The sequence below is a fragment of the Pantoea sp. Z09 genome (assembly GCF_022394795.1).
Classification (GTDB): Bacteria; Pseudomonadota; Gammaproteobacteria; order Enterobacterales; family Enterobacteriaceae; genus Pantoea; species Pantoea latae.
Genome location: NZ_CP092373.1, coordinates 239,480 through 257,434 on the forward strand (window position 1 = coordinate 239,480; position 17,955 = coordinate 257,434).

Annotated in this window: 15 protein-coding genes; 12 read left to right on the forward strand and 3 right to left on the reverse strand. The window is 61.0% G+C overall.

Translation table 11 applies throughout. The features are described 5' to 3' along the window. Positions 1-48 precede the first annotated feature (48 nt). The 4 genes from ugpA to ugpQ are packed head-to-tail and all read left to right on the forward strand — an operon-like array spanning position 49 to position 3,594. Positions 49-936: a sn-glycerol-3-phosphate ABC transporter permease UgpA gene (gene ugpA / locus MC269_RS01080; RefSeq protein ID WP_081136497.1), complete on the forward strand. Its 888-nt coding sequence runs from the start codon at positions 49-51 to the stop codon at positions 934-936. Then, positions 933-1,778, forward strand: a complete 846-nt coding sequence (gene ugpE, locus MC269_RS01085) for a sn-glycerol-3-phosphate ABC transporter permease UgpE (protein WP_239953458.1) — start codon at positions 933-935, stop codon at positions 1,776-1,778. The genes ugpA and ugpE overlap by 4 nt, the downstream gene beginning before the upstream one ends. 2 nt (positions 1,779-1,780) lie before the next feature. Beyond that, positions 1,781-2,854: a sn-glycerol-3-phosphate import ATP-binding protein UgpC gene (locus tag MC269_RS01090; protein ID WP_239953460.1), complete on the forward strand. Its 1,074-nt coding sequence runs from the start codon at positions 1,781-1,783 to the stop codon at positions 2,852-2,854. Then, complete coding sequence (ugpQ, locus tag MC269_RS01095; protein WP_239953462.1) at positions 2,851-3,594, forward strand: glycerophosphodiester phosphodiesterase; 744 nt, start codon at positions 2,851-2,853, stop codon at positions 3,592-3,594. The genes MC269_RS01090 and ugpQ overlap by 4 nt, the downstream gene beginning before the upstream one ends. On the opposite strand, the gene MC269_RS01100 is transcribed toward ugpQ, so the two are convergent. After that, positions 3,591-3,869 (reverse strand): DUF2756 domain-containing protein, encoded by a 279-nt coding sequence (locus MC269_RS01100; protein WP_081136505.1) that lies wholly within the window; start codon positions 3,867-3,869, stop codon positions 3,591-3,593. The two genes, ugpQ and MC269_RS01100, sit on opposite strands and share 4 nt — an antisense overlap. 187 nt (positions 3,870-4,056) lie before the next feature. On the opposite strand from MC269_RS01100, the gene ggt reads away from it, so the two are divergent. The 5 genes from ggt (at position 4,057) to gntU (ending at position 10,620) form a co-directional block, all read left to right on the forward strand. Continuing rightward, positions 4,057-5,811 (forward strand): gamma-glutamyltransferase, encoded by a 1,755-nt coding sequence (gene ggt, locus MC269_RS01105; protein WP_239953464.1) that lies wholly within the window; start codon positions 4,057-4,059, stop codon positions 5,809-5,811. A gap of 1,006 nt (positions 5,812-6,817) precedes the next feature. After that, positions 6,818-7,513 carry a pirin family protein gene (locus MC269_RS01110; RefSeq protein ID WP_239953466.1) on the forward strand — a complete coding sequence of 232 codons (696 nt, stop codon included), beginning with the start codon at positions 6,818-6,820 and terminating at the stop codon, positions 7,511-7,513. A gap of 92 nt (positions 7,514-7,605) precedes the next feature. Continuing rightward, positions 7,606-8,601, forward strand: coding sequence for a gluconate operon transcriptional repressor GntR (gntR, locus tag MC269_RS01115; RefSeq protein WP_239953468.1), 996 nt, complete (start codon positions 7,606-7,608; stop codon positions 8,599-8,601). 139 nt (positions 8,602-8,740) lie between these two features. Further along, on the forward strand, positions 8,741-9,277 hold the full coding sequence (gene gntK, locus MC269_RS01120) for a gluconokinase (RefSeq protein ID WP_033753176.1): 537 nt from the start codon (positions 8,741-8,743) through the stop codon (positions 9,275-9,277). A 2-nt stretch (positions 9,278-9,279) separates the two neighbouring features. Next, complete coding sequence (gntU, locus tag MC269_RS01125; protein WP_239953470.1) at positions 9,280-10,620, forward strand: gluconate transporter; 1,341 nt, start codon at positions 9,280-9,282, stop codon at positions 10,618-10,620. A 32-nt stretch (positions 10,621-10,652) separates the two neighbouring features. Here the strand turns inward: gntU and MC269_RS01130 are convergent, their stop codons facing one another. After that, positions 10,653-11,393, reverse strand: coding sequence for a carbonic anhydrase (locus MC269_RS01130; RefSeq protein ID WP_239953472.1), 741 nt, complete (start codon positions 11,391-11,393; stop codon positions 10,653-10,655). Between the two features lie 116 nt (positions 11,394-11,509). Beyond that, positions 11,510-12,103, reverse strand: coding sequence for a YhgN family NAAT transporter (locus MC269_RS01135; protein ID WP_081136519.1), 594 nt, complete (start codon positions 12,101-12,103; stop codon positions 11,510-11,512). A gap of 220 nt (positions 12,104-12,323) precedes the next feature. Here MC269_RS01135 and asd point away from each other — a divergent pair, with 220 nt between their 5' ends. From asd to glgX, 3 genes are all read left to right on the forward strand, one after another. Further along, a complete protein-coding gene (asd, locus tag MC269_RS01140; RefSeq protein WP_239953474.1) occupies positions 12,324-13,433 on the forward strand; it encodes an aspartate-semialdehyde dehydrogenase in 1,110 nt (369 codons plus the stop codon). A gap of 357 nt (positions 13,434-13,790) precedes the next feature. Beyond that, a complete protein-coding gene (gene glgB, locus MC269_RS01145; protein WP_081136523.1) occupies positions 13,791-15,974 on the forward strand; it encodes a 1,4-alpha-glucan branching enzyme in 2,184 nt (727 codons plus the stop codon). Then, on the forward strand, positions 15,950-17,950 hold the full coding sequence (glgX, locus tag MC269_RS01150) for a glycogen debranching protein GlgX (protein ID WP_371824351.1): 2,001 nt from the start codon (positions 15,950-15,952) through the stop codon (positions 17,948-17,950). Before glgB ends, glgX begins: the two co-directional genes overlap by 25 nt. The last annotated feature ends 5 nt before the right edge of the window (positions 17,951-17,955 follow it).

Here is a 17,955-nt window from a genome sequence, read left to right on the forward strand (position 1 = left end):
GGGTCGGCGTGGGCCGACCCTCTCTTTTTTTCTCAGACAGAGTCCGCTATGTCTCTATCTCGTCCGGTGTTTCGCACCAGCCCATTGCCCTATTTGCTGGTGCTGCCGCAGCTGCTGATTACCGCCATCTTTTTCCTCTGGCCCGCGGGCGAAGCGCTGTGGTATTCGCTGCAGAACCTCGATCCCTTTGGCCTCTCCAGCACCTTTGTCGGCCTCGAAAACTTCAAACGCCTGTTTCAGGACAGCTACTACCTTGACGCCTTCTGGACCACCATCGTGTTCAGCACGCTGGTGACGGTGTGCGGCATGCTGCTGTCGCTGCTGCTGGCGGCGCTGGTGGATTACGTTATTCGCCTGCGCAAGCTCTATCAGACGCTGCTGCTGCTGCCCTACGCGGTGGCGCCGGTAGTGGCGGCGGTGCTGTGGATGTTTCTGTTCAATCCCGGCCTCGGCCTGATTAGCCACGTTCTTAACCAGCTGGGCTACAACTGGAACTACGCGCAGAACAGCGGCCAGGCGATGTTTCTGATTGTAGTGGCCTCGATCTGGCAGCAGATGAGCTACAACTTTCTGTTCTTTTTCGCCGCGCTGCAGTCGATCCCGAAATCGCTGGTAGAAGCGGCGGCAATCGACGGTGCCGGTCCGGTGCGCCGCTTCTTCCATCTGTCGCTGCCGCTGATCACGCCGGTGAGCTTCTTTCTGCTGGTGGTGAACCTGATCTACGCCTTCTTCGACACCTTCCCGGTGATCGACGCCGCGACCGGCGGCGGGCCGGTGCAGGCCACCACCACGCTGATCTACAAAATTTATCGCGAAGGCTTTACCGGGCTGGATTTGTCCTCCTCGGCGGCGCAGTCGGTGGTGCTGATGCTGCTGGTGATCGGCCTGACCGTGATTCAGTTTCGCTTTGTCGAGCGTAAGGTGCAGTACCAATGATTGAAAACCGTCGCGGGCTGGATATCTTCAGCCACACGCTGCTGGTGCTGGGCGTGCTCACTATTCTCTTTCCGCTCTACGTCGCCTTTGTCGCCGCCACGCTGGATAACGAGGCGGTCTATCAGGTGCCGATGACGCTGATCCCCGGCACCCATCTGTGGGAAAACCTCGCGCGCATCTGGACGCAGGGCGTGAACGGCAGCGGCCCGGCGTTCAGCCTGATGCTGCTGAACAGCCTGATTATGGCGTTCGGCATTACCGTCGGCAAAATCACGGTGTCGATGCTCTCTGCCTTTGCGCTGGTCTGGTTTCGCTTTCCGCTGCGCACGCTCTTTTTCTGGCTGATCTTTATCACTCTGATGCTGCCGGTCGAGGTGCGTATCTTCCCGACGGTGCAGGTGATCGCCGATCTCAATATGCTCGACAGCTACAGCGGCCTGACGCTGCCGCTGATGGCATCGGCCACGGCGACCTTTCTGTTCCGCCAGTTCTTTATGTCGCTGCCGGACGAGCTGATCGAGGCGGCGCGCATCGACGGCGCCAGCGCGCTGCGCTTCTTCTGGGACATCGTGCTGCCGCTGTCGAAAACCAACCTCGCGGCGCTGTTCGTTATCACCTTTATCTACGGCTGGAACCAGTATCTCTGGCCGCTGCTGATCGTCAACGACGCCTCGCTCAGCACCGCGGTGGCGGGGATCAAAAGCATGATCTCCACCAGCGGATCGCCGACGCAGTGGAACGAAGTGATGGCGGCAATGTTATTAACCCTGATCCCACCGGTGGTGGTGGTGCTGGTCATGCAGCGCGCGTTCGTGCGTGGCCTGGTCGAGAGCGAGAAATAAGCATGGCAGGCGTAACCCTTCAGGCGGTAACCAAATCTTACGATGGCAAGAATCAGATCATTCAGCCGCTGAACGTCACCGTCAACGACGGCGAATTTATGGTGATGGTCGGTCCTTCCGGCTGCGGCAAATCGACGCTGCTGCGCATGGTGGCGGGGCTGGAGCGCGTCACCTCGGGCGATATCTATATCGACGACCGGCGCGTCACCCAGCTGGAGCCGAAAGATCGCGGCATCGCCATGGTCTTCCAGAACTACGCGCTCTACCCGCATATGACGGTAGAAGAGAATATGGCCTACGGGCTGAAGATCCGCGGCATGAGCAAAGAGCATATCCGCCTGCGCGTGCTGGAGGCGGCGCGCAGCCTGGAGCTGGATCAGCTGCTGAGCCGTCGCCCGCGCGAGCTGTCCGGCGGCCAGCGCCAGCGCGTGGCGATGGGGCGCGCCATCGTGCGCGAGCCGGCGGTGTTTCTGTTCGACGAGCCGCTCTCCAACCTGGACGCGCGGCTGCGCGTGCAGATGCGGCTGGAGCTGCAGCAGCTGCATCGTCGCCTGCAAACCACCAGCCTCTACGTCACGCACGATCAGGTCGAGGCGATGACGCTGGCGCAGCGCGTGATGGTGCTGAACAAAGGTTTTGTCGAGCAGATCGGCTCGCCGGTGGAGATTTACGAGCGGCCCGCCAGCCAGTTTGTCGCCTCGTTTATCGGCGCGCCGGCGATGAACCTGATGCTCGGCCAGATCGCCAGCGACGGTGCGCATTTCAATATCGACAATTCATACTCCCTGCCGCTCGGCGACAGCAAAACGCAGTGGGCGAATCGCGCCGTCACGCTCGGCATTCGTCCCGAGCATGTGCAGGTCAGCGCGCGCGAGCGCGACGGCCTGCCGCTGCGCGTCGAGACGCTGGAGCTGCTCGGCGCGGATAATCTGGCGCACGGACGCATCGGCGAGACGCCGCTGGTGGTGCGTCTGCCGCACAGCGTCAGGCCGCAGGCGGGCAGCACGCTGTGGCTGCATCTGCCGTCGGATGCGTTACACTATTTCGATTCAACCACAGGAAAGCGACTGGAATGAGCACATACCGCTGGCCCTATCCTCATATCGTCGCCCATCGCGGCGGCGGCAAACTGGCCCCGGAAAATACCCTGGCTGCGATTGATGTCGGCGCGAAGTATGGCCATAGCATGATCGAGTTCGACGCGAAGCTGTCGCAGGATCGGCAGATTTTCCTGCTGCACGACGACACGCTCGATCGCACCAGCAACGGCTGGGGCGTGGCGGGCGATCTGCCGTGGGAAAAGCTGGCGCGGCTCGATGCAGGCGGCTGGTTTGGCAAGGCGTTCGACGGCGAACCGCTGGCGCAGCTGCCGGATGTGGCGGCGCGCTGCCGCCAGCACGGCATGATGGCGAATATCGAAATTAAACCCACCACCGGACACGAAGTGGAAACCGGTCGCGCCATCGCCCATGCGGCGAAAATCCTGTGGCAGGAGATGACCGCGCCGCTGCTCTCCTCCTTCTCTTACGAGGCGCTGGAGGCGGCGATGCAGGCGGAGCCGGAGCTGCCGCGCGGCCTGCTGCTGGATGAGTGGGATGAGGCGTGGCAAAGCAAAACCGCCGCGCTGGGGTGCGTGTCGATTCACCTTAACCACAGGCTGCTCGACGCTGAGCGTGTAGCAGCGCTGAAGGCCGCCGGCCTGCATATTCTGGTCTACACGGTGAATGACCCGGATCGCGCGCGTATTCTGCTGAAATGGGGCGTTGACGCCATCTGCACCGATCGCATCGACATCATCGGCCCCGACTTCTGCTAATTACTGTTCTGCTGCTGTCCCGGCTGCGCGTTGATCACGCGCTGCTGGGCGCTGCTGCGCTGCTCCTGCAGTTTGCGCTGAATCTGCTGCGTCTGCTGCTGCTGATCCTGCTGCAGTTTGCTCTGCTGTTGCTGCTGCCTGATTTGCATCTGCGTCTGCATCCGCTGCTGGCTGGGATTGTAGCCCGGCTGATTAGGCTGATTGCTGTTGTTCAGCATATTGGCCATGCTGCTGAGCGGCAGCAGCGCGGCAAAAACGATTAACCATTTTTTCATCTGACATCCTCCGTCAAGGCGGCCGCGTCGGCGTGTGATGCGCCGTGGCCGCAGCTATAAGTTTAGCAACCTCACAAACTTCTCCCCCAGGAACGCACCGAATTTGACTTAGATGTTATTTTTTTGCTGTATTTGTAAACACTTGCCTGCGCGATAACAAATGTAAACAACTGAAAAGGGTAGAGGGATGATGATGCGAGGAAATATACGCCAGCTTGGCTGGGCCGTAATGATGAGTTTAACGGTGGTCAGCGTGGCTAACGCCGCCGCACCCGCCAGCGCGCCGCCTGTTTCTTACGGCGTTGAGGATGACACCTTTCATCCGGTCAGGGCGCAGCACGGTATGGTGGCGTCGGTGGATGCGCTGGCGACGCAGGTAGGAGTCGATATTCTGCGCCAGGGCGGCAACGCGGTAGATGCGGCCGTCGCCGTTGGGTTCGCGCTGGCGGTGACCCATCCGCAGGCGGGCAATCTCGGCGGCGGCGGCTTTATGCTGCTGCGCACCGCCTCCGGCCGCGCCACCTCTATCGACTTCCGCGAAATGGCACCGGGCCGCGCCTCACGCGATATGTTCCTCGATAAACAGGGCAACGCCGACAGCAAGATGTCGCTGACCTCGCATCTCGCCTCCGGCACGCCGGGCAGCGTGGCGGGCTTTGCGCTGGCGGCGCAGAAATATGGCACGCTGCCGCTCAGTACCCTGCTGGCGCCGGCGATCAAACTGGCGCGCGAAGGCTATGTGGTTAACGACGCGCTGGCGGACGATCTGAAAACCTACGGCAAAGAGGTGCTGCTGGCGCACCCCAACAGCAAAGCGATCTTCTTTAAGCCTGACGGCACGCCGTGGCAGAAGGGCGATCGTCTGGTGCAGAAAAACCTCGCCCACAGCCTGCAGCTGATTGCGCAGCAGGGGCCGGATGCTTTCTATAAAGGCGAAATCGCCGATCAGATCGCCAGCGAGATGGCGCAGCACGGCGGATTGATCGGCAAAGCGGATCTGGCGGCCTACCGTGCCGTCGAGCGTAAGCCGATCAGCGGCACCTATCGCGGCTATGAGGTCTTCTCAATGCCGCCGCCCTCATCCGGCGGGATCCATATCGTGCAGATCCTCAATATCCTGGAAAACTTCGATCTGGCGAAGATGGGCTTTGGCAGCGCCGACGCGATGCAGGTGGTCGCCGAAGCGGAGAAGTACGCCTACGCCGACCGTTCAGAGTACCTTGGCGATCCCGATTTCGTGAAGGTGCCGTGGCAGGCGCTGACCAGCAAAGCCTATGCGAAGTCGATCGCGCAGCAGATCGACGTGGCGAAGGCGCGTCCGTCGAGCGAGATCAAACCCGGCAAGCTGGAGCCCTATGAGAGCAACCAGACCACCCATTTCTCGGTGGTCGACAAGCAGGGCACGGCGGTCGCGGTGACCTATACCCTGAACACCAACTTCGGCAGCGGCATTGTGGCGGGTAACAGCGGCATTCTGCTGAATAACGAGATGGACGACTTCTCCGCCAAGCCGGGCACGCCGAACGTCTACGGCCTGGTCGGCGGCGAGGCGAACGCGGTGCAGCCGGCCAAGCGTCCGCTTTCCTCAATGTCGCCGACCATCGTGGCGAAAGGGGGCAAAACCTGGCTGGTGACCGGCAGTCCGGGCGGCAGCCGCATTATCACCACCGTGCTGCAAATGGTGGTGAACAGCGTCGATTTTGGGATGAACGTGGCGGAAGCGACCAACGCGCCGCGTTTCCATCATCAGTGGCTGCCGGATCAGCTGCGCGTCGAGAAGGGGTTCAGCCCGGATACGCTGCGCCTGCTGGAAAGCAAAGGGCAGCATGTGAAGGTGCTGCCAGCGATGGGCAGCACGCAGAGCATTATGATTGGGCCGGACGGCACGCTGTATGGCGCGTCCGATCCGCGCACGCCAGGGGATTTAAGCGCGGGGTATTAAGATATCGGCCTGCTGCGCAGGCGGGCCAAAGTGCAGGTTTCGTTCGCCCGACAGCCATACAGTTTCATTTCGCCCGTTGCGGGCGACCGAGCAGGGCCGGTAGGCGCCGGCCCTGCACCCGCGCCCCGGGCCAGCTCAGCCGCCCGCTGCGCGGGTCCCTTCGCTCCCTCAGGATTTCGACGGACCGGCTGGATTCACCATCCCTGGCTCATGCCAGCCTCTTCGCGGCATCCCTGCCGCTCGTCCTGAAATCCTTCCTCCGCTCAGCGGCTGCGATGGCCCCCATAACCCCGCTGCAAGTCTCGTCTGTTTCATGACGACCATCGTTGCTGAAGGTGTGAATCATCCGTTCAGCCAGCGCAGCCGTTATTAAAAAAGCTGAGGAATTGCAGGCGGGGGGTGGTCGAGGCATCTGACACGCTGAGGCGCGCACGGCGGCCAGGACGAGCCGACAGGACGTCGGCGAGAGCGCGGCATGAGACAGGATGTCGAATCCGCGCGGTCCGTCGGCCGACGTAAGCAACGAAGGAACCGCGCGGAGCGCGGCGTGGAGGCTGCCGGAAGCCGGGATTGTTAAGGGGCTGGCGAGCCCCTTAACACGTACGCCAGCAGGGGCGCGGCTGAAACTCCCTGCCGTCTGGCGGGCGGAACCCGCCCAGAGCTATGCTCACCTCTGAAACCCCTTCAAACATCAAGGAAATCTTATTAATTATCAACAGAAAAGATCACAAAAGGCTTTACAGACGCGAATGATAATGATTATTATTGCGATGCGTTTTCGGGGCGTCCTCAGACAAACCGGAAAGCACGACATTGCTCACATTGCTTCCAGTATTTCTTAGCCAGCTCGGGTGCTGGCTTTTTTTTTGCCCGCCGTTTTATTCAGCCCTACTCACTATTCTCCACAACCTTATTCACCTTTTTTGAACAGAGGCGTGAAGTTTTTCAGCTATCAATAGGTTCGTCTCAGGTTCAGACTGTTTTAAAACATTGAGGAGAACTGAACATGATCTACTTACGTAAAGCAGAAGAACGCGGTCACGCGAATCACGGCTGGCTGGAAAGCTGGCACACTTTCTCTTTCGCCAGCTACCACGACGCAAATTTCATGGGCTTTTCGGCGCTGCGCGTGATTAATGAAGATGTGGTCGCAGGCGGGCAGGGCTTTGGCACCCATCCTCATAAGGATATGGAGATCCTGACCTATGTGCTCTCCGGCACCGTCGAGCATCAGGACAGCATGGGCAACAAAGAGCAGATCCCGGCAGGCGAATTTCAGATCATGAGCGCGGGCACCGGCGTGCGCCACTCTGAATACAACGCCAGCAGCAGCGAGCCGCTGCATCTGTATCAGATCTGGATTATTCCCGAGCGCACCGGCATCGAACCGCGCTACGCTCAGCGTCGCTTCCCGGACGTCAAAGGACGCCAGTTTGTGCTGACGCCGGACGCGCGTGACGGCTCGCTCAAGGTCTATCAGGATATGACCCTGTCGCGCTGGGTATTGAGCGCGGGCGAAAAAGATGCGGTCGCTATCGAAACCGGCCGCCGCGTCTGGGTGCAGGTGGTCAAAGGCGAGATCCGCGTCAACGGCGAAACCGCCCGCACCAGCGACGCGTTTGCCGTCTGGGATGAGGCGAGCGTGACGCTTGAAGCCAGCAGCGACGCCGAAGTGCTGCTGTTCGATCTTCCGCCGGTCTAAGCGGTGACAGGGCGCGCACCTTCGCGCCCTGCTTACAATTCTGCGGCTGAATAGTGATAGACTCGTCGTAATGGTGACCCTGAGCACAGACGATGAAGAAAAAAAGACCGGTATTACAGGACGTTGCCGATCGTGTCGGCGTAACAAAAATGACCGTCAGCCGCTACCTGCGCAATCCTGAGCAGGTCTCGGCGCCGCTGCGCGACAAGATCGCCGTCGCGCTCGATGAACTCGGCTATATCCCCAACCGCGCGCCGGACATGCTCTCCAACGCCACCAGTCGCGCCATCGGCGTGCTGCTGCCGTCGCTTACCAACCAGGTGTTCGCCGACGTGCTGCGCGGCATCGAAACCGTCACCGATGAAGCGGGCTACCAGACGCTGGTGGCCCATTTCGGCTACAGCCCACAAAAAGAGGAGCTGCAGCTGCGCTCGCTGCTGGGCTGGAACATCGACGGCGTTATCCTCACCGAACGCACCCACACGCCCGCCACGCTGCGCATGCTGGAGGTCGCCGGCATTCCGGTGATCGAAATGATGGACAGCGTTTCGCCCTGCCTGGATATGGCGGTGGGGTTCGACAACGTCGAGGCGGCGCGTCAGATGACCCACGCCATCCTGCGCAAAGGGCATCGCCACACCGTCTATCTGGGCGCGCGTCTCGACGAGCGCACCCTGCAGAAACAGCAGGGCTACGAAAAGGCGATGCGCGAAGCGGGGCTGGAGCCGCACAGCGTGATGATGGAAGAGGCCTCCTCCTTTAGCGCGGGCGGAATGCTGCTGTGCGAGGCGCAGCGCCGCTATCCGCAAACCGACAGTTTGTTCTGCACCAACGACGACCTGGCGGTCGGCGCCATGTTCGAATGCCAGCGTCAGGGGCTTAAAGTGCCGTCGCAAATGGCGATCGCCGGGTTTCACGGCCATGATATTAGTCAGGTGGTGACGCCGAAGCTGGCGACCGTCCTGACGCCGCGCGAACGCATGGGACGTGAAGCGGCCGCCATGCTGCTGGCGCGTATCAACGGCGATCTCAGCGCCGTCGCGCCGCTCGATATCGGCTTTGACATCACAGAAGGCGGCAGCATCTGAATCTGACATTTTTATGAGTCAGTTCACACTTTCATGCTTTTCCGGCTAAACAGGGTTGCCAGCCTGTAGTGGGCTTAACACAATGGCAACCAGCATTGTTATCGGTAACATTGGCGAATTTACCTGCCGGAGCAGAAAAATGACTACTCAATCTTCGTCGCATCACGTCTTTATTTTGATGGGCGTTTCAGGCAGCGGTAAATCCGTTGTCGCTAACCAGGTTTCCCACCAGCTCAACACCGCTTTTCTCGACGGCGACTTTCTTCATCCGCGCGCCAATATTTTGAAAATGGCAGACGGCCATCCGCTGGACGACAACGATCGTCAGCCGTGGCTGCAGGCGCTGAACGACGCCGCTTTCGCCATGCAGCGCACCCAGGCGATCTCCATTATCGTCTGCTCGGCGCTGAAAAAGCGCTACCGCGACATCCTGCGTCAGGGCAACGACAACCTGCGCTTTATCTATCTCAAAGGCGACTTCGACACCATCGAATCCCGTCTGAAGGCGCGCAAAGGCCACTTCTTTAAACCGCAGATGCTGGTGACGCAGTTCGCCACGCTGGAAGAGCCGGGCGCTGACGAGCCGGACGTGCTGACGGTGGATATCAATCATTCAGTTGACGAGGTTGTTGCGGCTACGGTTGCGGCTATCGGGAAAGCCATCAACAAGGGTTAGTCATGAGTACCGCAACGCTGGTGTTAACCGCAGCAGGCTCTGTCCTGCTGCTGCTTTTTTTAGTGATGAAAGCGCGTATGCACGCCTTCGTCGCGCTGATGCTGGTCTCGATTGGCGCAGGCCTCTGCTCCGGTATGCCGCTGGACAAGATCGCGGACACTATGCAGAAGGGCATGGGCGGCACGCTGGGCTTTCTGGCTATCGTGGTGGCGCTGGGCGCGATGTTCGGCAAAATCCTGCATGAGACGGGCGCGGTGGATCAGATCGCTATCCGTATGCTGAAAACCTTCGGCGAAAGCCGCGCCCACTACGCGATGGGCATTGCCGGCTTGATCTGCGCGCTGCCGCTCTTTTTCGAGGTGGCGGTGGTGCTGCTGATCAGCATCGCCTTCGCCGTGGCGCGCCGCACTCACGACAATCTGGTGAAGCTGGTGATCCCGCTGTTCGCTGGCGTGGCGGCCTCGGCGGCCTTTTTGCTGCCGGGTCCGGCGCCGATGCTGCTGGCATCGCAGATGCACGCCGATTTCGGCTGGATGATCCTGCTCGGGCTGTGCGCCGCGATCCCCGGCATGCTGATCGCCGGGCCGCTGTTCGGCTCGCTGATTGCGCGTCGCGTCACCTTTAGCGCGCCGCCGGAAGATCATCAGCCCGACGTCGATGCGACCAAACTGCCGTCGTTCGGCTTCAGCCTGGCGCTTATTCTCTTCCCGCTGCTGCTGGTGGGGCTGAAAACCATCGGCGCGCGCTTTACCGAACAGGGGTCTTCTCTGTATGAATGGCTGGAGTTTATCGGTCATCCGTTTACCGCCATTCTGCTCGCCTGTCTGGTGGCGATCTATGGTCTGGCCTACCGCCAGGGCATGGATAAAGAGAAGGTGATGCAGGTGTGCGGCAGCGCGCTGCAGCCCGCAGGCATTATTCTGCTGGTAATCGGCGCCGGCGGCGTATTCAAGCAGGTGCTGGTGGATTCGGGCGTCGGTCCGGTGCTGGGCCATGCGCTCACTGGCGCGGGCCTGCCGATCGCGCTGGCCTGCTTTATCCTCTCCGGCGCGGTGCGCGTGATTCAGGGATCGGCGACGGTTGCCTGCCTGACCACGGTTGGGCTGGTGATGCCGGTGATCGAGCCGCTGCACTACAGCGGCGCGCAGCTGGCGGCGCTCTCTATCTGCATCGGCGGCGGTTCAATCATTATCAGCCACGTGAACGACGCGGGCTTCTGGCTGTTCGGCCGCTTTACCGGCGCCACCGAAGGGGAAACGCTGAAAACCTGGACGCTGATGGAGACCATTCTCGGCACCGTCGGCGCCATTGTCGGCATGATCGCCTTTACCCTGCTGTCATAAATGGTCAGCCGCCGCGCGCGGCGGCTGACAGATTAAGCCTCGAAAAACTCCACCTTGCCGCCGGACAGATGGTACATGCTGCCGACGATTTTGATCTTCTTCTCCTCTTCCAGCTGCTTCAGCACCGGGCTGTTGCTGCGAATGCGTTCGATGGTCAGCTCGACATTCTTGCGCGCCACCGCATCGACGAAATCGTAGTTGCTGCCGCTGCGCTCGCCGCTGAAAACCGTCTGGTCGATCGCTGGCTTAATCTCCTCCAGCAGGCCGGTCAGGTTGCCGAGCTGCGCGTTATCAATCGCGCCGCGCACCGCGCCGCAGCGCGTATGCCCCATGACCAGCACCACTTTCGCGCCGGCCACGGCGCAGGCGAACTCCATGCTGCCCAGCATATCGCGGTTGCTGATATTGCCGGCTACGCGCGCGTTGAAGGTTTCACCGATCCCGGCGTCCAGCACAATTTCAGCGGGTGCGCGTGAGTCGATGCAGCTCAGTATCACCGCCGCCGGATACTGACCCGCAATGCTATTGCGCTTCTGCGCCAGGTAATCGTGCTGCAGGGGGCGGTTTTCACGAAAGCGCAGGTTGCCCTGTTTAAAATGCGCGATCACCGCGTCCGGCGTCATGGCGTCGCGCGCCTCTTTACTCAGTGACGCGGCAAAGGAGAGGGTCGGCAGCGTCATGGTGCCGACGCCTGTGACCGACAGCGCAGAAACCGCCAGGGTTTTTTTTAGAATGGAACGACGTGAAGGTTGAGCGGGCTGGAGTGTTTTCATTATAAGATCCTGATGTTGGTCGATTTAAACGCGCCCGATGGTAGGGCGACGAAAATCAACTAACGTAAAACCGTTATAAAGAAAGGGGTATCAATCCCGCTTCGCTTTGCGTCAGATCATAATTTCAGGTAGGCGCGAATGCCGTCCAGGAACATCTGCGTCGCCAGCATAATCAAAATCAGTCCCATCAGCCGCTCCAGCGCGCTGACGCCTTTATCACCCAGCAGCCGCAGAAACAGGCCCGACAGCAGCAGAATGGTCACCGTAACGCCCCAGGCGATCAGCAGCGCGCCCACCAGATGCCCCATCTGGTTGGGATACTGATGCGACAGCAGCATCAGCGTGGCGAGCAGCGACGGGCCGGCGACCAGTGGGATCGCCAGCGGCACCAGAAACGGCTCTTCGCCCGCGGGCAGGCCGCTGGTGCTGCTCTCGCCGGACGGAAAAATCATGCGGATGGCGATCAGAAACAGGATGATACCGCCGGAAATCGACACCGTCTCGGTGCGCAGGTTAAGAAAGGTGAGAATGCGTTCGCCAGCGAACAAAAACAGCAGCATCAGCACCAGCGCGATCAGCAGCTCGCGGATCAACACCGCGCGGCGCCGTTTCGGCTCCAGATGCTTCAGCACCGACATAAAAATCGGCAGGTTGCCCAGCGGATCCATAATCAGCAGCAGTAAAACGGTCGCAGAAATCATTTCGGTCATGAGTTTTAGGTTATCCCTTACAGGCTGACGCAGGGTTATTAGCTGCGCTGCTGAAAAAGTTGGCGCAATCGAATTAATTCACTTGCCAGAAAGGCTGCATTTTGTAGAGTTGTTGGTCACAGGTAAATCCATTTATGACGCAGAGCGGAGTGAAAACACCCTTCCGCTCTTCCCTTCGGTAAGCAGGTCAGGCGTTATCGCTGACTGAGACGGACAGAAAATGAAGAATGTAGGTTTTATTGGTTGGCGCGGTATGGTCGGCTCCGTGCTGATGTCGCGCATGAGCGAAGAGCGTGATTTTGACGTCATCAATCCGGTCTTCTTCTCCACCTCGCAACTGGGACAGGCTGCGCCAGCGTTTGGCGGCAAGTCCACCGGTGCGCTGCAGGATGCCTTTGATATCGACGCGCTGAAGGCGCTGGATATCATTATCACCTGCCAGGGCGGCGACTACACCAGTGAAGTCTATCCGAAGCTGCGCGCCAGCGGCTGGCAGGGCTACTGGATTGACGCGGCCTCAACGCTGCGCATGAAAGACGACGCCATCATTATTCTCGACCCGGTGAACCATCAGGTGATCCGTCAGGGCCTCGACAAAGGCATCAACACCTTTGTCGGCGGCAACTGCACCGTCAGCCTGATGCTGATGTCGCTGGGCGGCCTGTTCGCTCAGAATCTGGTGGAGTGGGCCTCTGTCGCCACCTACCAGGCGGCGTCCGGCGGCGGCGCACGCCATATGCGCGAACTGCTGACCCAGATGGGCATGCTGCACAACCACGTCGCGACCTCGCTGCAGGATCCCGCGTCGGCTATTCTCGACATCGAGCGCAGCGTCACCGAGCTGACCCGCTCCGGCACGCTGCCGACCGATAACTTCGGCGTGCCGCTGGCCGGCAGCCTGATCCCGTGGATCGACAAACAGCTCGACAACGGCCAGAGCCGCGAAGAGTGGAAGGGCCAGGCGGAAACCAACAAGATCCTCGGCACCCAGCAGACCATTCCGGTGGATGGCCTCTGCGTGCGCGTCGGCGCGCTGCGCTGCCACAGCCAGGCGTTCACCCTGAAGCTGAAAAAAGATGTGCCGCTGGCGGAGATCGAACAGCTGCTGGCGTCGCACAACGAGTGGGTGAAAGTGGTGCCGAATGACCGCGATCTGACGATGCGCGAGCTGACGCCGGCAGCGGTGACCGGCACGCTGACCACGCCGGTTGGCCGTCTGCGCAAGCTCAATATGGGGCCGGAGTATCTCTCTGCCTTTACGGTCGGCGATCAGCTGCTGTGGGGCGCGGCGGAGCCGCTGCGCCGCATGCTGCGTCTGCTGGTCGACTAAGACAAAACACTAAGCGAGGCCGGGAATTTCCCGGCCTTTTGCCTGATTATTCTGAAATAAGTCAAACAACTTACCGTCTGTAAGTGATCGACTTCCGTTTTTTACGTCCCCACCAATAATTTTTCGCTTTCTGCCCTGGCAACTTGCAAGCCCAAGCTATGATTTAACAATGATGTGCCGGTTGTTGACTGTTTTGCTTTTCGCACTGAATGGTTGTTGTACACGGCAAAGTTCTTTTCCCACGGAGCGGTTTCCTTTCTCTGCCGTTGTACGCATGGCTCAATGAAGAGCAGCGCACCTGATGCGTGGCCCGCGCCGCGTCCATCTCGCCTGCCAAATAATCACAGGAAGAAAGTCATGTCAGAGCTTCCCGATCGCCTGGCGATCAATGCCCTGTTTGCGGGTAATTATGCCGATCCTTTTGCGTTACTGGGGATGCACCAGACAGCCAACGGGCTGGAAGTCAGAGCGTTGCTGCCCGACGCCTCGGAAGTGTGGGTGATTGAAACCACCACCGGACGCAAGCTCGCTCAGCTAGAATGTCTCGATCCGCGCGGCTTTTTCAGCGCAGTGGTGCCGCGCCGCAAGAATATGTTCCGCTACCAGCTGGCGGTGAACTGGCACGGCCAGCAGAATCTGATCGACGACGCCTACCGCTTCGGCCCGCTGCTGCAGGAGATGGACGCCTGGCTGCTGGCGGAAGGCACCCATTTGCGCCCCTACGAAACCCTGGGCGCGCACGGCGCGGTGATTGACGGCGTGCACGGCACCCGCTTCAGCGTCTGGGCGCCTAACGCGCAGCGCGTCTCGGTGGTGGGGGATTTCAACTTCTGGGACGGCCGCCGTCATCCCATGCGTTTCCGCCGCGAAATGGGCATCTGGGAGCTGTTCGTGCCCGGCGCCTTTAACGGCCAGCTCTATAAGTTTGAAATCGTGGATATCGCCGGACAGCTGCGTATCAAAGCGGATCCCTACGCCTTCGAGGCGCAAATGCGCCCGCAAACCGCGTCGATGATCTGCGGCCTGCCGCCGAAAACGGAGATGAGCGAGGAGCGCAAAGCGCGCAACGCCTTCGACGCGCCGATTTCCGTCTACGAAGTGCACCTCGGCTCCTGGCGTCGCCACACCGAAAACAACTTCTGGCTCAGCTACAAAGAGCTGGCGGAGCAGCTGGTGCCCTATGTCAAAGAGATGGGCTTTACCCATATCGAACTGCTGCCGATCAATGAGCACCCTTTCGACGGCAGCTGGGGCTACCAGCCGCTCGGCATGTATGCCCCAACGCGCCGCTTCGGCACGCGCGACGAGTTCCTCTACTTTATCAACGCCGCGCACGAGGCGGGCCTCAACGTGCTGCTCGACTGGGTGCCGGGCCACTTCCCCAGCGACGATTTCGGCCTGGCGAAGTTCGACGGCACCGAGCTGTATGAGCACAGCGATCCGCGCGAAGGCTATCATCAGGACTGGAACACCCTGATCTACAACTTCGGCCGCCGCGAGGTAAGCAACTATCTGGCGGGCAACGCCCTCTACTGGCTGGAGCGCTACGGCATCGACGGACTGCGCGTCGACGCGGTGGCCTCGATGATCTATCGCGATTACAGCCGCGCCGAGGGCGAATGGGTGCCGAACCACTACGGCGGGCGCGAGAATCTCGAAGCGATCGCCTTTCTGCGCTACACCAACCGCACGCTGGGCCGCGCCGCGCCGGGCAGCGTCACCATCGCCGAGGAGTCCACCGACTTCGATGGCGTGTCGCGCCCGCCGGAGTCGGGCGGGCTCGGCTTCTGGTACAAGTGGAACCTGGGCTGGATGCACGACACCCTCGACTACATGAAGCTCGATCCCGTCTACCGCTGCCATCATCATGACCTGATGAGCTTCGGCATGATGTACAACTACACCGAGAACTTCATGCTGCCGCTCTCCCACGACGAGGTGGTGCACGGCAAAAAGTCGATCCTCGACCGCATGCCGGGCGACGCCTGGCAGAAGTTCGCCAACCTGCGCGCCTATTACGGCTGGATGTGGGCCTTCCCTGGTAAAAAACTGCTGTTTATGGGCGGCGAGTTCGCCCAGGGCAAAGAGTGGAACCATGACGTCAGCCTGGACTGGCATCTACTGGAAGGCGGCGACAACTGGCATCACGGCGTGCAGCGGCTGGTGCGCGACCTGAACCATACCTATCGCCACTACGCGCCGATGCACCAGCTCGATTTCGATCCGGCGGGCTTTGAGTGGCTGGTGGTCGACGATCGCGAGAACTCGGTGTTTGTTTTTGTGCGTCGCGATCGCGACGGCAACGAAATTATTGTCGCCAGCAACTTTACGCCGGTGCCGCGCCATAACTATCGCTTTGGCGTTAATCAGGCGGGGAACTGGCGCGAGGTGATCAACACCGATCAGCATAGCTATCACGGCAGCGATACGCGCAACCCGGTGGTGCATACCGACGATATCCCGAGCCATAACCGCGCGCAGTCCCTGTCGCTGACGCTGCCGCCGCTCGCAACGCTATGGCTGGTGAAGGAGGCGGAATGACGCTGCTTCCGGGACGTGCTGAGCCTCCAGGCGCCAGTTACGACGGCAAGGGCGTTAACTTTACGCTCTTTTCCCGGCATGCCGAACGCGTCGAGCTGTGCCTGTTTAGCGACGGGCAGGAGCGTCGTTTCGATCTGCCGGCGCGCACCGGCGATATCTGGCACGGCTACGCGGCCGCGCTGAAACCCGGCCAGCGCTACGGCTTCCGCGTGCACGGCCCCTGGGCGCCGGCGCGCGGCCACCGCTTCAATCCGGCCAAGCTGCTGGTCGATCCCTGCGCCCGCGCGGTAGAGGGCGACGTAGCCGACGACGCGCGTCTCTATGGCGGCATCGCGCAGCCCGACGAACAGGACAGCGGTGCCGTGGCGCCTAAATCGCTGGTGGTGGCCGAGGATTTCGACTGGGAAGGGGACATCGCACCGCGCACGCCCTGGGGCAATACGGTGATTTACGAGGCGCACGTGCGCGGCTTAACGCAGCGGCATCCGGAAATTCCGGAATCGCTGCGCGGGACTTACGCCGCGCTCGGCCATCCTGTTATGGTGAATTACCTGCGCCATCTCGGCGTCACCGCGCTGGAGCTGCTGCCGGTGGCCCAGTTCGCCAGCGAGCCGCGCCTGCAGCGGCTGGGGCTGAGCAACTACTGGGGCTATAACCCCTTCGCGCTCTGGGCTGTCGATGCACGCTACGCCTCCGGTCACGCTGGCGCGACGCCGCTGCAGGAGTTCCAGCAGGCGGTGAAAAACCTGCACGCGGCGGGCATCGAAGTGCTGCTGGACGTGGTGTTCAACCACACCGCCGAGCTGGAAGAGATCGGCCCGACGCTGTCGCTGCGCGGCGTCGATAACGCCAGCTACTACTGGCTGACGCCGCAGGGCGAGTATGAAAACTGGACCGGCTGCGGCAATACCCTGAACCTCAGCGACCCCGACGTGATGAACTGGGCGCTGGAGGCGCTGCGCTACTGGGTGCGCGTCTGCCACGTCGACGGCTTTCGCTTCGATCTGGCGTCGGTGCTGGGGCGCACGCCCGATTTTTCGGCGCACGCGCCGCTGTTTGAGGCGATCAACGCCTGCCCGCTGCTCTCGCAGGTCAAGCTGATCGCCGAACCCTGGGATATCGGCCCTGGCGGCTATCAGGTGGGCAACTTTCCGCCGCTGTTCGCCGAGTGGAACGACCATTTTCGCGACGATATGCGGCGTTTCTGGCTGCACCGCGACGTCAGCAACGGCGCGTTTGCCCGGCGCTTCGCCGCCTCAAGCGATCTGTTTCAGCGTAGCGGCCGGCTGCCGCACGCCGCCGTTAACCTGATTACCGCCCATGACGGTTTTACGCTGCGCGACCAGGTGAGCTTTAACCAGAAGCACAACCAGGCCAACGGCGAAGATAATCGCGACGGCAGCAGCAGCAATTTCAGCCATAACCACGGCGTGGAAGGGCTGCGCGCCAGCTTCGACGTCATCGAACGGCGCCGACTCAGCGCCCATGCGCTGCTGACCACGCTGCTGCTGGCGCAGGGCACGCCGATGCTGCTCGCCGGCGACGAGCGCGGCCACAGCCAGCACGGCAACAACAACGCCTACTGTCAGGATAACCTCCTGACCTGGCTCGACTGGCAGGAAGAAGAGAGCAGTCTGGAGGATTTTACCGCCGCCCTGATCCGTTTGCGTCAGCAGATCCCGGCGTTAACCGCCGATCGCTGGTGGCAAGAGGGCGACGGCAATGTGCAGTGGTTCAATGCCAGCGGCAGGCCACTGCAGCGAGAGGAGTGGGAGCAGAAGGCGCACAGAATGCAGATCCTGCTCTCCGGCCGCTGGTTAATAACAATAAACGCCACGGATTCGGTGAGTGACATCGCCTTACCAGACGGAGAATGGCGTGCCGTTCCTCCTTTCGCCGGGGATGACAACCCCATTTTGTCGACTGTCTGGCATGGTCCCGCACACGGTGTGTGCGTGTTCCAAAAGCAATCATAAGGAGT

Bases quoted from the DNA above. Each gene is read 5' to 3' on its own strand.
- ugpA (WP_081136497.1), top strand. From the start codon at position 49: ATGTCTCTATCTCGTCCGGTGTTTCGCACCAGCCCATTGCCCTATTTG.
- ugpE (WP_239953458.1), top strand. From the start codon at position 933: ATGATTGAAAACCGTCGCGGGCTGGATATCTTCAGCCACACGCTGCTG.
- MC269_RS01090 (WP_239953460.1), top strand. From the start codon at position 1,781: ATGGCAGGCGTAACCCTTCAGGCGGTAACCAAATCTTACGATGGCAAG.
- ugpQ (WP_239953462.1), top strand. From the start codon at position 2,851: ATGAGCACATACCGCTGGCCCTATCCTCATATCGTCGCCCATCGCGGC.
- MC269_RS01100 (WP_081136505.1), bottom strand. From the start codon at position 3,869: ATGAAAAAATGGTTAATCGTTTTTGCCGCGCTGCTGCCGCTCAGCAGC.
- ggt (WP_239953464.1), top strand. From the start codon at position 4,057: ATGATGATGCGAGGAAATATACGCCAGCTTGGCTGGGCCGTAATGATG.
- MC269_RS01110 (WP_239953466.1), top strand. From the start codon at position 6,818: ATGATCTACTTACGTAAAGCAGAAGAACGCGGTCACGCGAATCACGGC.
- gntR (WP_239953468.1), top strand. From the start codon at position 7,606: ATGAAGAAAAAAAGACCGGTATTACAGGACGTTGCCGATCGTGTCGGC.
- gntK (WP_033753176.1), top strand. From the start codon at position 8,741: ATGACTACTCAATCTTCGTCGCATCACGTCTTTATTTTGATGGGCGTT.
- gntU (WP_239953470.1), top strand. From the start codon at position 9,280: ATGAGTACCGCAACGCTGGTGTTAACCGCAGCAGGCTCTGTCCTGCTG.
- MC269_RS01130 (WP_239953472.1), bottom strand. From the start codon at position 11,393: ATGAAAACACTCCAGCCCGCTCAACCTTCACGTCGTTCCATTCTAAAA.
- MC269_RS01135 (WP_081136519.1), bottom strand. From the start codon at position 12,103: ATGACCGAAATGATTTCTGCGACCGTTTTACTGCTGCTGATTATGGAT.
- asd (WP_239953474.1), top strand. From the start codon at position 12,324: ATGAAGAATGTAGGTTTTATTGGTTGGCGCGGTATGGTCGGCTCCGTG.
- glgB (WP_081136523.1), top strand. From the start codon at position 13,791: ATGTCAGAGCTTCCCGATCGCCTGGCGATCAATGCCCTGTTTGCGGGT.
- glgX (WP_371824351.1), top strand. From the start codon at position 15,950: ATGGCTGGTGAAGGAGGCGGAATGACGCTGCTTCCGGGACGTGCTGAG.